This window comes from Neisseria sp. P0001.S005 (genome assembly GCF_051963715.1).
In genome coordinates this window covers 1-14895 of the sequence record NZ_JBQCTZ010000083.1, presented here as the reverse complement: position 1 = coordinate 14895, position 14895 = coordinate 1, and the positions used below count along the sequence as shown (strand labels likewise).

Below are 14895 nucleotides of genomic sequence, written 5' to 3'. Positions count from 1 at the left end.
ACGAAAAAATAACCGCTAAAAAGCGGTTAGATTTTCTAATGTGGTGCCGACAGCGAGATTTGAACTCGCACAGCCTATGGCCACTACCCCCTCAAGATAGCGTGTCTACCAATTCCACCATGTCGGCATAAATCAAATTGCCTTACTGCTGCTGAGGATTCGGTGCAACAGGAGTTGTATTGTTTTGTGCAGGCGTTGCAGGCTTAGGAGCTTGCTGGCTCTGCTTCACATCGCTGAAGTCTAAACCGTGCTTACTGGAGTGGGTGTGAATATACACCATCGCCATGCAGGTCGCAAAGAAAAATGTTGCGGCAATAGCAGTTGAGCGGCTCAAGAAGTTGGCATTACCGGCAGAACCGAATACGCCTTGCGCGCTACCGCTGCCGGAACCGAACGTTGCGCCGGCATCCGCGCCTTTACCGTGTTGCAACAATACTAACACGATTACGGCTAAAGCGGAAATAATATTAATGATCCAGATAAGGGTTTTAAAGGCTTCCATATGTTTTCTACGAGGCTTGTGCTGCGTTGATGATGGCGGTAAAGGAGTCATATGATAATGACGCGCCACCAACCAATGCGCCGTCTACATGAGGTACTGCGAAGATGTCGGCCGCGTTATCCGCTTTCACACTTCCGCCGTAAAGAACGCGGATTTTAACATCGCTTCCGCACAAAGACAAGATTTCTTTGTAGATAAATGCGTGCATGTCGGCGATTTGTTCGACAGTGGCGACTTTGCCTGTACCGATCGCCCAAACCGGCTCGTAGGCAACGGCGATGTTTTTGGTGTTCAAACCTTGTAGGATGGAAAGCTGGTGGGTAATGACTTCGTGTTCTTTGCCGGCTTCGCGTTCTTCCAGGCTTTCACCGACACACAACAATGGAATCAGGCCGACGTTGAGGACGTTTTCCATTTTGCGGCGTTGGATTTCGTTTTTCTCGCCGAAATAAAGGCTGCGCTCGGAGTGGCCGATGAGGACGATGTCAGTACCGATGTCGGCAAGCATTTCGGCGGACACTTCGCCGGTGTACGCGCCGTTATTCGGGAAACGGCTCACGTCTTGCGCACAGGTCAAGATACGGTTGTTCAAAACAATCTGCATGGCGTTGTGCAGTTGCAACAGATAAACGGTCGGAGCAGCCAGACCGATTAACACGCGTTCTGCGGTTGGCATGACACGGAAGCGGTGCATAAGCGCATTGTTGTTTTGGAGTCGGCCGTTCATTTTCCAGTTGCCGATAACCCATTTTTGATCCCACATTCCGATTTGGTGATACATCTTTATTGCTCCGTGTGTTGGTTGTTGCTTGCTGTAGCGTCGTGTAATGTCAAAGTTTAGTGGATATATGTGCGCTTGGCAATTATTAACGAGCCTCTGGGCCGTCTGAAAGATGGCACACTCTCCGACAAGGATTTATAATGTATGCTTCGATAAAATTAAGAATTGAACGGAGCACAAATATGGACTTTGAAAAAGCGCGTTTCAATATGGTTGAACAGCAGATTCGTCCGTGGGATGTCTTGGACTTCGACATTTTGGATGCTTTGGAGGAGATCGAGCGCGAACATTTTGTCGGCGAGGCTTTTCAAGGTTTGGCCTATGCGGATATGGAGCTGCCACTGGCCAACGGTCATAAGATGTTGGAACCCAAAGTCGTTGCCCGCCTGGCTCAAGGTTTGAAACTGAAAAAAGACGAAACTGTCTTAGAAATCGGTACAGGCTCAGGCTATGCAACCGCCCTGCTGTCCAAACTGGCCGGTAAAGTCGTGACCGACGACATCGATGCCGATCAGCAGCAACGCGCCAAAAAAGTTTTGGACGAATTGGGCTTTACCAACGTCGATTATGTGCAAAACAACGGCCTGACCGAAGCATCGCAAGGCGCTCCTTTTGATGCGATTTATGTGGGCGGCGCAGTAGACAGCGTGCCTGAAATTCTGAAAGAGCAACTGAAAGACGGCGGCCGTATGGTGGTCATCGTCGGCCGCAAACCGGTACAACACGCGCTTTTGCTGACGCGCAACGGCAACGAGTTTTCCGAAAAGGTATTGTTCGACACCGTCGTAGCCCACTTGGAAGATAAATCGGCCAATCCGTTCGGCGATTTCGATTTTTAAACAACAGGCCGTCTGAAAGTTCAGACGGCCTCATACTTTTATACCCAACCCTATGACCGACATTATCCAACTCTCGCCCACCGAATTGAAACAATGGCAGGACGAAGGCCGCGCATTTCATCTGCTCGACGTCCGCACCGATGAAGAACGCGCCATCTGCACCCTGCCCGCCGCCATTCATATCCCGATGAACCTCATCCCCCTGCGTCAAAACGAGCTGCCCGACGACGATTTACCCATTGTCGTTTACTGCCACCACGGCATCCGCAGCCTGCACACGGCAATGTATTTAGAAGACGCCGGATTTGAAAACCTCTACAACCTGCAAGGCGGTATCGATGCTTGGGCAATGCAGGTAGACAGCAAAATGATGCGATATTGAATCGGTTTTATCAATAAAAGGCCGTCTGAAACTGGATTTCAGACGGCCTTTTCAAACCTTTCTGCTTACGCTTGCAAGCTAGCGACAAACTGCTGTACGGCCGGCACAGCCAAAATCAACAGCAATACCAATACGGCTTTTTCCATACGGTTGAACTGACAACTTCCGTAGTGTTTCTTTTGCGAATAGAGAAACAGCAATACGCCGGGCAAATAGAGCAAGACTGAAAGCAGCAAATATTCCGTGCCTGCCGCATAGACAATCCAAGCCGCATAAAGCGTTGCTGCCGCGCCGATAAGACGGTATTTTGCCGCAGCCTTTTGTGTCAGCGATAATTTGAGCAGATATGCACCAATTAACAGATACGGTATCAAAATCATGGAAGTCGATACCATCAGCAAGGCAGAATAATCCTCGCCTTTTAACCACACCAGCAATAGGCAAACCTGCACGGTCAAGGTGGTAAACATCAACGAACCCTGCGGCACTTCGTTTTTATTCAACGGGATAAACGATTTTGGAAATGCGCCGTTTCTCGCACCCATGTGCGGAACCTCGGTCGCATACAGCGTCCAGCTTAAATAAGACGACAGCACAGACACAATCAGGCAAGAAGAAATCAGCACTTTACCCCAAGGGCCGACCATGTGCGCCAACACGCCCGCCATAGACGGATTAGCCATTGCTGCAATATCCACACGAGGCAAAATGCCTTGAGCCAAGACGGTAATTGCCACATACATTGCCAGCGTCAAGCTGACTCCGATAATGGTTGCTCGACCGACATCAGCACGACTTCGCGCATGCTTGGACAAAACCGCCGCACCCTCAATACCGGTAAACACCCACAGCGTAATCAGCATTGTGTTTTTCACCTGCGTCATCAGGCTGACATCAGGATTTTCAGGCGTAGCAAGGCTCGCCCCTGTCCAATCGGACATAAACACTTCGGTTTGAAAGAAATAGGCTGCCATACCGATAAATAAAATCAGCGGAAATACTTTGACTGCTGTCGCAATCAGGTTCACTCCTGCCGCTTCTTTAATACCGCGCACTACCAACCAGTAAATCAGCCACACAATTACCGATTCACCGACAAAAGCGGCAAATGTGTTGCCTTTACCGAAAATCACGTTGTCCGGCGTATCGACAAATCCGCCTACTGCTTCAAACGCAACCACCAAATAGCCGACAATACCGACCGTAGTGCAAAGCCAATAGCCCCACGCCGAGAAAAAACCCATCAAATCGCCGAAGCCGTCGCGGGCGTACGTATAAATACCGCCGTCCAATTCGGGCTTAAGTTTGGACAAGGCCGAAAATGACAGACCGAGAAAGATAATGCCCACACCGGTAATCAGCCAACCCAGCAGCAAAGCCTGCGAACCTGCGACGGCAGCCATATTCTGCGGCAGGCTGAAAATACCCGAACCAATCATGGAACTGATAACCAAGGCCGTCAGCGCGGCCAAGCCGATTTGAGATTTTTGCGACATGTTTATTCCTGATTTTTATAATTATGTGTTTGTGAAGCAACGGCATTACCGGCTTTTTTAGCCTGTTCTAACCGTATCAAAATATTATGCGACCACTTTCAGACGGCCTTAAATCCTTGCGCCAACGCACGGATATGTTCAGGTGCGATACCGCAGCACCCGCCGATGATTTCAGCACCCAAATCCGCCCATTGTCTCGCCCACGCCAAATAATTTTCCGGCGTAGCATCGGCACGAATCGGATCCAAACCATCGTTGGCCTCGTTCATCTGTCCTTGTACCGGCTCAAATGCATTGGCGTAAACACCCAGTTTCAGACGGCCTTGGGCTTCATGTGCCACTTTCAAAGCTTCCGCCATCACTTCAGGCTGACTGCAATTGAACAACATTGCCGCCGCACCTATCTCTACCGCGAAATCCGCCGCCTCGTGCACGTTTTCTCCCGAACGCAACACCGGTACATCATGCGGCATCGTATCTTCCAAAGTAAACGACACCCAAAACGGTTTACCGTCCTCGGGCAGACTGCTGCGCCAGAAACGCGCTTCTTCCAAGCTGGATACGGTTTCTGCCAACCAAATATCAGCAAACGGCATCAAACCCGATATTAAAGGGCGCGCCAAAGCAGGTGCGACTTGTTTGTCAAACAAGTCAGGGCGGTAAGAACCGAACAACGGCGGCAGGCTTGCGGCCACTTTTGCAGTAGTCCCGCTTTGTTCCACCGCTTCACGCGCCAAACGGCCGGCCTGCCTTGCCCATTCGGCAGCTTGAGCATCAAAGCGCTCCTGCCCGATATGAAACGGAACAAGCGCATAGCTGTTGGTCGTAACTACTTGTGCGCCTGCTCGAAGAAAGTCCAAATGCGTTTCACGCACAATATCCGGCGCTTCCATCAAAGCCAAAGCAGACCATTCCGGCTGACGAAACGGTGCGCCGCGCCGATGCAGTTCACGCCCCATTCCACCGTCTAAAATCGTTACCGTCATGATCGACCTCCAATGATGATTTTTTAAAATCGCCATTCTACGCTTTTTTAACTCCTTACCTTTAATCTATAAAGAACTAAACTTATGCAGTTTTGGCATATAAAAGGCCGTCTGAAACTGGGTTTCAGACGGCCTTTGCGATTATTTCACAAACCGTGCATCTGCCATAAATGGCCGTGTAGCTGCCGGTTTGGCGGAATAGAAGCGGGAGAAAGTGCTGTCGATTTTGGTCTGTATCGGTTTACCGTCCAATGTTGCCGATGCTTCCAATTTCACACCACCGCCACTGGTCTCGCCTAATTTCATATTTGGCAACGTCAGTTTGGCAATATTAAGTTTCACATTTTCCACTTTGGTATCGGGAGACATCAGCTGTTTGCCGACGGGGCGGATTTTTTCACCCTCATCATGAGGCGCAGCACCACCGTTGTCGTCAACCACGCCGATATTAATCAACCGGGCAGATGCCAAATCCATCTTGCCATTTTTGACCGGAATACCGACAAACAGTTTTACGCCGCGATGAATGAACGTATTGTCCCGCCACTGAGTTTGGCCCTCTTTCGGCGGTTTGGTTTCCGCCGCCACCGAATAAGTGCGGCCCATAATCATCAATTTATAACCTGGAATTTTTTTCGAACCGAATCCATCGGTAATGTCTTCGACCAGTTGCGGCGCAGTCAGGGTTTCGTTTGCCAAAATACGGGCTGAAGTTTCTGCCAGATGGGCGGGCTTGCCGTCTATGGTCAATGCCTGTTCATGGCCGAAATCAGACGCAAATGCAGGTACGGCAGCCAGTGCGGCGGCCAATGCCAGAATACGGATGGTTTTCATTGCAGACTCCTGATAAAAATGTAATTGGGTTGATTACCCGATAAAATCCGGGCAATATTGATAGGAATCGGTATTTTTATATAAATGATATAGATTATCAAGAGTATTTGGCTTTTAAAATAAAAAAGGCCGTCTGAAAACCAGTTTCAGACGGCCTTTTCAATTTGCTTAAAACCTTCTATCAGCCTGTAAAGCGTTTGAATACCAATGTGCCGTTGGTACCGCCAAAGCCGAAGGAATTGGAGATGGCAACGTCGATTTTCGCGTCGCGCGCTTCGTTGGCGCAGTAGTCCAGATCGCAACCGGCTTCAACGTCTTGTTCAAAGATGTTGATGGTAGGTGGAGATTTTTGCTCGTGTACTGCCAATACGCTGTACAACGCTTCCACGCCGCCAGCCGCGCCGAGCAAGTGGCCGGTCATAGACTTGGTAGAGTTAACGATGACTTTGCGCGCATGATCACCCAAAGCGCATTTGATGGCTTTGGTTTCGTTGGCATCGCCCAAAGGAGTCGATGTACCGTGTGCGTTGACGTAATCTACGTCTTCAGGATTCAGGCCGGCATCTTTCAGGGCGCGAGTAACCGCCAATGCAGGGCCTTCTTCGTTAGGCGCGGTAATGTGGTAGGCATCGGAGCTCATACCGAAGCCGACGATTTCGGCGTAAATTTTCGCACCGCGTTTTTTCGCGTGTTCCAATTCTTCCAACACCAGCACGCCAGCGCCTTCGCCGATAACGAAACCGTCACGGCCTTTGTCCCACGGACGGGAAGCGGTAGCAGGATCGTCGTTACGGGTGGAAAGTGCCTTCATGGCAGCAAAACCGCCAACGCCCAAAGTGCTGATCGCGCCTTCCGCGCCACCTGCAATCATAACGTCTGCGTCGCCGTATTTAATTAGGCGGGCGGAGTCGCCGATGGAGTGCGCGCCGGTGGTACAAGCGGAAACCATGCCGTAGCTGGGTCCGCGGTAGCCTTTGAGAATGGTTACGTGGCCGGAAATCAGGTTAATCAGCGAGCCTGGGATAAAGAAAGGATTGATTTTGCGCGCACCACCTTCGATCACAGCTTTTCCGGTCGCTTCAATGCTCGGCAGACCACCGATACCGGAGCCGATGTTGACACCGACGCGGTCTTTGTCGAGGGTTTCCAAATCGTCCAAGCCTGAATCATTGATGGCTTGCAGGGCGGCGGCAATACCGTAGTGGATGAACACGTCCATACGGCGTGCTTCTTTCGCGCTGATGTATTGGCCGATGTCGAAATCGCGCACTTCGCCGGCGATTTGGCTGTTGATGTCGGATGCGTCAAAGCGGGTAATCCGTCCGATGCCGCTTTTGCCTGCGAGCAAATTGCTCCATGCGGTGGCGACGTCGTTGCCGACCGGTGATACTTGGCCAAGACCTGTGATGACTACTCTTCTCTGACTCATGATAATCTCGCTGTTGGTTGTCGGGATTTTCGCGGCAGCCTTGCTCATTTTCTTCGTGAAAACGGGCAAAACTCATGCCGTCTGAAATTTCAGGGGTTTAATAATAAGGTAAAAGCCTCTATTGCGATGGCGCAGCAGAGGCTGGATGTTTGGTGCGACCGATTAGCCTTGGTGGGCGTTGATGTAGTCGATAGCCAATTGTACGGTAGTGATTTTTTCAGCGTCTTCGTCAGGGATTTCGCAGCCGAAAGCTTCTTCCAAAGCCATCACCAGTTCTACGGTGTCCAGAGAGTCAGCACCCAAATCGTCTTGGAAAGAAGATTCGTTTTTCACTTCGGCTTCGTTTACGCCCAGTTGTTCAGCAACAATTTTCTTAACTTGTTGTTCGATGTTTGACATATCAGTCGTTCCTTTTCGCCTTGCGGCAGGTTGTTTAAGAGAAATAATTCGTCGGTATTGTACCGAATTCGGATAGAGTTTTCCATCTAATCCTGCATTTTAGCACAGATTATTCAGTAAAAACCTGTTGTTGCGCATATTAGCATAGGCTGATTTTAACCTACAAGCAGGAAATTGTTTTTATTTGATATCATAGAGTTAAGTTTGATTATCGTAAATCGTGGCCATCTGAAAATCCTAATTTCGGCTTCTCAAACGGCTTTAATGCAATTTCAAATATTTCCTCCAATTATTTTTCCAAACTGCCCACATCATCCGTCTCACGATATTCCAGCCCGTCCAATGCCGCAAAATGCCGCTTGCCGCATTCGATTTTCAGCTTCTCATTTTGGCGTAGTTTGTCCGTATCCACACCAGCCTGAATGCCTTTGCCGGTATTTTTGGTTTCTGCAACGAAATACACTTTGTCCTGAACCTGTTTTACCACCGCCCAATCGGGATTGTAGTTGCCCAGCGGGGTCGGGATCTTGAACCAGCCGGGCAGTTTGAAGTAAAACGCCACGCCGCCTTCATTTTTCGCATCATAATCCTCGCAATTTTGAGCAAAGGCTTGTTCCGTGCCGGAATCCAAAGGGATATAGTTTTCGCAAATGGTTTTTTGCGGTTTTCCGACTTTGAACGTAAAGCTGTTTTCATAAAACTCGATGCCTTCACGCTCCATGTCTGCCAACAGCTTTTGGTCGTACACTTCTCCGGTTTGCTCATACTCGATTCCTGCCGCCATCAACGCGTACAAGCTGCGGTTTACCGCTTCGGCGGCAAGGTCGATGAAGCGTTGCGGATTACCAGCTACATCTTTCAGACGGCCTGACTGTGTAATGATTTCGTACACTGTGCGCCGCGTCAGCCCTGTTTTTCTTTGGATCTCGCCGAGTATGTCCGGGATTTCCCATTGAACGTCCATGTCGCGGCTGCGGCTGGCAATTTCGACTGTTTCGATACCGTAGGTTTGGGATTGTTTTAATTGCGCCTTGCGGATGCGGATTTTCGGCTTTTGGATTTCAGGCAGGCCTGCCACTGCCGCCGAAGCCTGTTTGATGAGTTCTTCCGTATCGAAGTGCACGCGGTAGCGCGTTTTGTATTTCAACCTGTCCCAAATTGCCTGAAATTCGGGGTCGAGCGGGAAATCTTTGCGGAATAGCTGTTTTTTCTTTTTGTTGCCGTCCTTGATGTTTTCGGCGGCGAAGGTAATGCCGCATTCGTCTTCGTATTCCTTTTGCAGGTTGGCAGCAAACGATTCGTAGCTTTCGTTCGGAACCACGGTTAGCACATTCACTTTTTCATCGCGCACGCGCCGTCCTTCCTGATTGACGGCTATACGCAGCCCGCGCCCGATTTCCTGCCGCTTTTTCAGCGGCGAGCGGGTTTCGTTGAGCGTGCAGATTTGGAATACATTGGGGTTGTCCCAGCCTTCTTTCAGCGCGGAATGGGAAAAGATAAAGCGCAGCGGGCTGCCGAAGGAAAGCAGGGTTTCCTTGTCGCGCATAATGAGGCGGTAGGTATCGTTGTCCGCCTGAGTTGTACCGTCGGTGTTTTTCAGACGGCCTTTCTTGTCTTGCGAGAAATAGCCGCCGTGTACGCCCGCCGTATCGGCGCTGCCTGCAAGCTCCCGATAGATTTCTTCAAACCAAAGGGCAAACTTGCCTGCTGTTCCGTCTGCCGCACGGTAATTCTCCACGCGGTCGATGAAGAACAGCGACAACACCTTAATCCCCAGCGGATTCAGACGTTTCTCCTTCGCCAAATGCTCCCTTACCGTTTCGCGGATTTGGTTTTTCATGATTTCATCTCGCACCGCATTGCCGTCGCCGCCGCGCGTAATGGTTTTACCGCTTGAGAACGCCAATTCCTGATTCTCGAAATCCATGCCGTCAATGATGAAACCGTGGCGGTAGGCTTCGTTGCCGCCTGATTTTTCAAACAAATCGTCTCCCGATTTGACGGACACCTTTTTCTTCTTGGTTTCCTTTTTATTCTGATAATGAATGTTCAAATCGGCTTTCAGACGGCCTTTGGCCGCCTGCTTTACTTCCAGCAGCTCCGCAAATGCACCGTTCACATCGTTTTCCGCCAATACCGGCAAAACTTCGATTTGCTTTACCAGCTTCAAATTGTATGCCTGCACGGGATTCAGGCTGTAAACCTTGTGGTACGGTTTTTTATGCGTTGCCGAATAGCGCAGGGTAAAGAGCGGATTGAGCGATGCCAAGGCGTTCAGACGGCCTTCCGTTTCCATATTCTGCGGCTCGTCGATAATGACGATGGGACACGTTTCCTGAACAAACTTAATCGGCGCTTCCCCGCTTTCGTTTACCTTATTGATAACGTTTCCATCTTTTTCAAACGACTGGATGTTGATCACTAAAATCTCGATATGGTCGTTTACCGCAAAAGCGCGTAAGTCCGACAGCCGGCCGCTTGAATATTCCGCATAACGCATCACGGGCCTGCCAAACACCCCGTCAAAATGCGCCTTCATAATTTCCAGGCTTTTTAACACGCCTTCGCGTATCGGTACGCTCGGTACGACAATGACAAATTTCTTCCAGCCGTAGCGGCGGTTTAATTCATAAATCGTGCGCAGATAGACATAGGTTTTGCCCGTACCCGTTTCCATTTCCAGAGAAAAATTCAGCCCGTGCTCGCCGATTTCCGTTTCAGACTGTCCGTTTTGCTTTTGTACCGCATTCAAATTCCGGCCTAGCGTTTCCCAATCCAAATCCAAGCCGTTGCCGACAAACCGCCCCATCCCCTGACTGGTCAAATCAAATGTCCGGGCATGGTTCGGCTGCCCTGCAAAAAGATTCGCAACGGCATTTACCGCATCAAGCTGATAGGGCAGTTCTTCAAATTTCAATTCCATCGTTTTCTCCCTACACGCACTCGAACATCACGCCCGCGTCCTTCATCTGCAATACGGTATTGCTTTTAAGCGCGTCGTCGCCGTCGAATAGCCTGTCCAAAACCGCCACCTTGACGGGGTGCTTCTCCAGTACCGCATCAATCAAACCTTGATCCACGCGTTCCAGCAGGAAAGCGTATAGCCCGCCCGTATCCTCGTCTTCCACGAAACATACGCCGTCTGAAAACGAAACCTTGCAAGTCAGCTTCAAGCCCATACGCAGCATCAATTCGTAGAGCAGGTTTTCAGACGACGTTTCAGACAGCACGGAATCGATATTCAACGACAATTCGCGTTACAGGGCTTCCGTATCGGCTTGTCCGGGCTGCCGCCATTGTTTGAAACCGCTTTCGGCAAGTTTGAAGACTTTAAAGCCCGTATCTATTTCCGATCCGTCTTGAAGGCCGTCTGAAATCTGCCTGCCCGCGCGGCGGATGCGTTCTTTGGCAATTTCGGCAATCGTGTCGAAACCCGCCTTGCGTGCTTCGGATTTTTCGTCGGTTTCTTCGGGGAGCTGGACGCAGATAAAACGGCGGCTGCCGCCGTCTTCGGCGTTAAGCTGCATCACGGCATGGGCGGTAGTGCCGGAGCCGGTGAAGAAGTCTAATATAATTGAATCTTTTTTATTTGATGCAATTTTAAGCATCCTTTTGATTAATGAAGGAGGTTTCGGAAAAGTAAATATTCCTTTACCAATCATGGATTCCAACTCTTTGCTGGCAGCATCTGTTGTTCCTGTTTCATCATGTTTCCATAAATCAACTGGCACCATTCCGCCATCCATCTCTGTGAGAAATTTCTTTAAGCGTGGATATTTGTTTTCTCCATTTTTTCCCCAATACAGTCTGTTATCTTCCTGATAGGATAAATATTTTGAATGCTCAAATTTCCATGCATTTGTTGGGTGTGTAATGACTTCTCCCGTGTGTGGATTTTGTATTTCATATGATAAATTCGGGCGTTGTTCCTTTGTTGCTGGGTTAACACAAGATACGCTTGTCCATACTCCTCTTGGGTCATTATCTGGATTGGTATAAGTGGAATCTGCTTTTTCATTTCTAGGCTCTTTTAACTCCTGTAAGTTATCAGATTTCCTGTAGCAAACTATCTGCTCCGTTAATGTTGTGAACATGCGGGCGTTGTTACTTCTGGTATACCTCTTCTCCCATATAATATTTGACACAAAATTCTCCGCCCCAAACACTTCATCACACAACAATTTCAACTGCGCCTGTTCGTTGTCGTCAATACTGATAAAAATCACGCCGTCTTCGCGCAGCAGGGTTTTCGCCAGATGCAGGCGCGGCAGCATCATGGAGAGCCAGTTGCTGTGGTAATGGCCGCTGTCTTTGCCGTTTTTGCGCCACGCGCCTTGGAATACGCCGTCGCGTTTCAGGTAGCCCGCGTCGTCGGTATCGCCCACGCGTCGGGCGTATTCATCGCGGCTTTCGGAGAATTTGTCGGGATAGATAAAGGAATCGTTGCCGGTATTGTAGGGCGGGTCAATGTAAATCATCTTCACGCTGCCGGCGTAGGATTTTTGCAGGATTTTCAGTGCTTCGAGGTTTTCGGCTTCGATAAACACGTTTTGCGTGCCGTCGAAATCTGCGGATTCTTCTTTGCAGGGAACGAGGGTGCGGGAAGTGGGGCTTTGCAGGTTGAGATAGGCGGCGGTTTTGCCCGCCCAATCCAGTTGATAACGTTCGCCCGCACCAGCAAGGTTTTCTGCTCCGAGGACGAGTTTGAGCTTCTCAAAGTCGATTTGGTCTTCACAAAAGACTTCGGGAAAGAGTTGTTTGAGTTTTAATATGTTGTTTTGTTTGAAATTATTTTCTAAATCGTGTATAATTTCGGTTCGGTTCGGTTCGGTTCGGTTCGGTTCGGTTCGGTTGCCATAATTGCGTCTTCCATCAATGATTACTTACAAAGTGTCCATTTTATCGGGATATGTTGAAAGTTAAAAGAAAAGAAGGCCGTCTGGAAAACTTTAATATTCGTTTTTCAGACGGCCTTCTTTTCACTTGCCGAAACAAGAGTATTTTGTCTCTCAACTTTACGAAACAGTCAGTCCTGCTGCTTGCTTCTACCCCAAAAACTCTTTCAAAAACAGCAAGACGCAGGCGAGTTCGTCGGCGGATTCGCGTTGGGTGCCGTTGCCGGTATGGCCGCCGCCGTCAGGCGAGTAGAGCCAAGATTGCGCGGAGGTTTCGCGCAGTTTGGCGTAGAACTTGAGCGCGTGGGCAGGATGGACGCGGTCGTCGCTGAGGCTGGTGGTAATGAGCGCAGGCGGATAATCGATGCCGTCTGAAAGATTGTGATACGGCGACAATTCGCCCAGCCAGCGTTTGCAGACTTCGTATTTTTGCGGATTGCCGTATTCGTCCGTCCAGCTTGAACCGGCGGACAGCAGCGGATAACGGATCATGTCGGTCAGCGGCACTTCGCACACCAGTGCGCCGATACTTTGCGGCTCGAGCACGAAGGCGGCGGCGGTAATCAGGCCGCCGTTGCTGCCGCCCTGCAAACCGATGTGTTTGGGCGAACTCATGCCGCGTTCGGACAAATCGCGCACGACTGCCAATAAATCATCAACGCTTTTGTGTTTGCTGATTCCCTGCGCCGCCTGATGCCAACGCGGACCAAATTCGCCGCCGCCGCGGATGTTTGCCAATACGAAGGCATTGCCCTCTTCCAGCCAATATTTGCCGACGCTACCCAGATAATGCGGCAATTCGGGAATGCCGAAACCGCCGTATGCATAAACCAAAGTCGGCGTGTCGGGCGTGGCGTTTTTGCCGACGTGGAAATAAGGAATGCGCTCGCCGTCGGCCGAAGTCGTCCAAAACTGCTGCACGTTGATGCCGTCTGAATCAAACTGCTGCGGCTGACGGCGCATGACGGTCAGTTCCATCACGTTCAAATCCAGCGCAAACAGCGTCAGTGGCGTAGTGAAATCACTGGCGGCAAGGTAAACCACGTCGCCGCCCCACGGCTGGTCGGTCATTTCCAGCGCGCCCGAAGGCAGGCGCGGCAGTTCGACTTCCTGCCATTTGCCGTCGGTAAAGCGCCATGCTTTCAGACGGCCTTGTACGTTCTCCAGCAGGCTCGCCACCACAAAACGCTTGGTCGTTTCCACGCTTTCCAATGCCTGCGTTTCATCGGGCGCAAACAAAAGCTGCGCCGCCCCGAGTTCGCCCCGATTCAGCTTCACCGCCACCAGCGCGCCGCTCGGATAGCTTTGGTTCGCACGATTCCAGTCTTTGCGCAGCGTCAGCAAAAGATACCCCGCCAGATAGCCGACCACGTCGCAATCGTTGGGCAGGTTCAACGGTTTCGCCTCGCCTTCGGCCGACACCTGCAAATACGTCTTGGTATAAAAACCGTCCGACGCTTCAATCAAATCAATCGGCGAACCCTGCGGATCAAGGTAACGCCACGCGTTCACCATCATCCCGTCTTCGCCGATTTGGTACACCGGCAGGCTTTCCTCGAAACTCTTGCCGCGCTCCACCAGCCAGACCTCGCGCGGATAGCCCGATTCGGTCAACTGCCGCTCGTCCCAAGCCGGACACACCCACACGCTGTTTTCATCGCGCCACGACACATGGTTTTTCCCCGCCGGAAAATGAAAGCCGCCCTCAACCAGCCCGCCCGCTTCCAAATCCACTTCCAGCGTATAAGCCGTATCGCCGCCCGATTTGCTTAAAGTCAACAGCGCGCGGTTGGGCTGCTCCACCAAGTGCGACAACCCACCCAGATACACATCGTCGCCGAGCAGCTCGTCGAAATCCGCCACCGAAAACAGGATTTTCCACTCGGGATAGCCGGAACGGTAAGTCGCTGCGGTACATACGCGGTACACGCCCTTCGGATACTCCGCGTCCTGATGGAAATGGTACATCCGCGCGCGGTGTTCCTGACAAAACGGAATCTGCCGCGTATCCTGCAACTGTGCCAAAATGCCGTCGGACAATGCGCGCGCCTTGTCATTTTCTAAAAAACGGGCGCGCGTTTCGGCATGCGCTGCAGCGGCAAAATCTTGCGTTTCGGGAGATTCGAGGTTTTCAAAATGAAGATAGGAATCGGGGTAAGATTTCATAGGAAAAGGCCGTCTGAAAGATTGGGAAACGGAATTATAACGGTAAAATCAAAAAAGGCCGTCTGAAACCTGCGTTTCTGACGGCCTGAGACATTATTCAACTTAACGTCCGTATATTTTCCACAAACCTTCCTGCAAACCAAACGCAGGCTCGCCGTCTTGCGGCTGGGTGCGGACATAGCTGCC

The 14895-nt window shown here is 50.6% G+C and carries 11 protein-coding genes, 1 tRNA gene and 1 pseudogene; 2 read left to right on the top strand and 11 right to left on the bottom strand.

The features are described from left to right. Nucleotides 1-41: 41 nt before the first annotated feature. The 3 genes from ACTHSP_RS11225 to tpiA form a co-directional block, all read right to left on the bottom strand. Nucleotides 42-127: transfer RNA gene (locus ACTHSP_RS11225), tRNA-Leu, on the bottom strand. 15 nt (nt 128-142) lie between these two features. After that, the gene (secG, locus tag ACTHSP_RS11220) at nt 143-502 is read right to left on the bottom strand and encodes a preprotein translocase subunit SecG (RefSeq protein WP_049351297.1); all 360 of its coding nucleotides are present in this window, start codon (nt 500-502) and stop codon (nt 143-145) included. A 7-nt stretch (nt 503-509) separates the two neighbouring features. Then, a complete protein-coding gene (tpiA, locus tag ACTHSP_RS11215) occupies nt 510-1283 on the bottom strand; it encodes a triose-phosphate isomerase (RefSeq protein ID WP_049351298.1) in 774 nt (257 codons plus the stop codon). Between the two features lie 182 nt (nt 1284-1465). On the opposite strand from tpiA, the gene ACTHSP_RS11210 reads away from it, so the two are divergent. Next, nucleotides 1466-2122 carry a protein-L-isoaspartate O-methyltransferase family protein gene (locus ACTHSP_RS11210; protein ID WP_049351299.1) on the top strand — a complete coding sequence of 219 codons (657 nt, stop codon included), beginning with the start codon at nt 1466-1468 and terminating at the stop codon, nt 2120-2122. Between the two features lie 52 nt (nt 2123-2174). Further along, complete coding sequence (locus tag ACTHSP_RS11205; RefSeq protein WP_003679997.1) at nt 2175-2504, top strand: rhodanese-like domain-containing protein; 330 nt, start codon at nt 2175-2177, stop codon at nt 2502-2504. 65 nt (nt 2505-2569) lie between these two features. Here ACTHSP_RS11205 and ACTHSP_RS11200 read toward each other — a convergent pair whose 3' ends face one another. The 8 genes and pseudogenes from ACTHSP_RS11200 to ACTHSP_RS11165 form a co-directional block, all read right to left on the bottom strand. Continuing rightward, on the bottom strand, nt 2570-4000 hold the full coding sequence (locus ACTHSP_RS11200) for a basic amino acid/polyamine antiporter (protein ID WP_049351300.1): 1431 nt from the start codon (nt 3998-4000) through the stop codon (nt 2570-2572). A gap of 98 nt (nt 4001-4098) precedes the next feature. Further along, a complete protein-coding gene (locus ACTHSP_RS11195) occupies nt 4099-4986 on the bottom strand; it encodes a homocysteine S-methyltransferase family protein (RefSeq protein WP_049351301.1) in 888 nt (295 codons plus the stop codon). Nucleotides 4987-5127: 141 nt separating this feature from the next. Then, a complete protein-coding gene (locus tag ACTHSP_RS11190; RefSeq protein ID WP_049351302.1) occupies nt 5128-5820 on the bottom strand; it encodes a hypothetical protein in 693 nt (230 codons plus the stop codon). Nucleotides 5821-6001: 181 nt separating this feature from the next. Further along, nucleotides 6002-7249 carry a beta-ketoacyl-ACP synthase II gene (fabF, locus tag ACTHSP_RS11185; protein ID WP_049351312.1) on the bottom strand — a complete coding sequence of 416 codons (1248 nt, stop codon included), beginning with the start codon at nt 7247-7249 and terminating at the stop codon, nt 6002-6004. A 162-nt stretch (nt 7250-7411) separates the two neighbouring features. Next, the gene (gene acpP, locus ACTHSP_RS11180) at nt 7412-7648 is read right to left on the bottom strand and encodes an acyl carrier protein (RefSeq protein ID WP_003679644.1); all 237 of its coding nucleotides are present in this window, start codon (nt 7646-7648) and stop codon (nt 7412-7414) included. Nucleotides 7649-7937: 289 nt separating this feature from the next. Then, nucleotides 7938-10571 (bottom strand): restriction endonuclease, encoded by a 2634-nt coding sequence (locus ACTHSP_RS11175; protein ID WP_371464941.1) that lies wholly within the window; start codon nt 10569-10571, stop codon nt 7938-7940. Nucleotides 10572-10581: 10 nt separating this feature from the next. After that, nucleotides 10582-12525 (bottom strand): annotated as a pseudogene (locus ACTHSP_RS11170) (site-specific DNA-methyltransferase). Between the two features lie 168 nt (nt 12526-12693). Next, nucleotides 12694-14709 carry a prolyl oligopeptidase family serine peptidase gene (locus tag ACTHSP_RS11165; RefSeq protein ID WP_440346108.1) on the bottom strand — a complete coding sequence of 672 codons (2016 nt, stop codon included), beginning with the start codon at nt 14707-14709 and terminating at the stop codon, nt 12694-12696. Nucleotides 14710-14895: the final 186 nt, after the last annotated feature.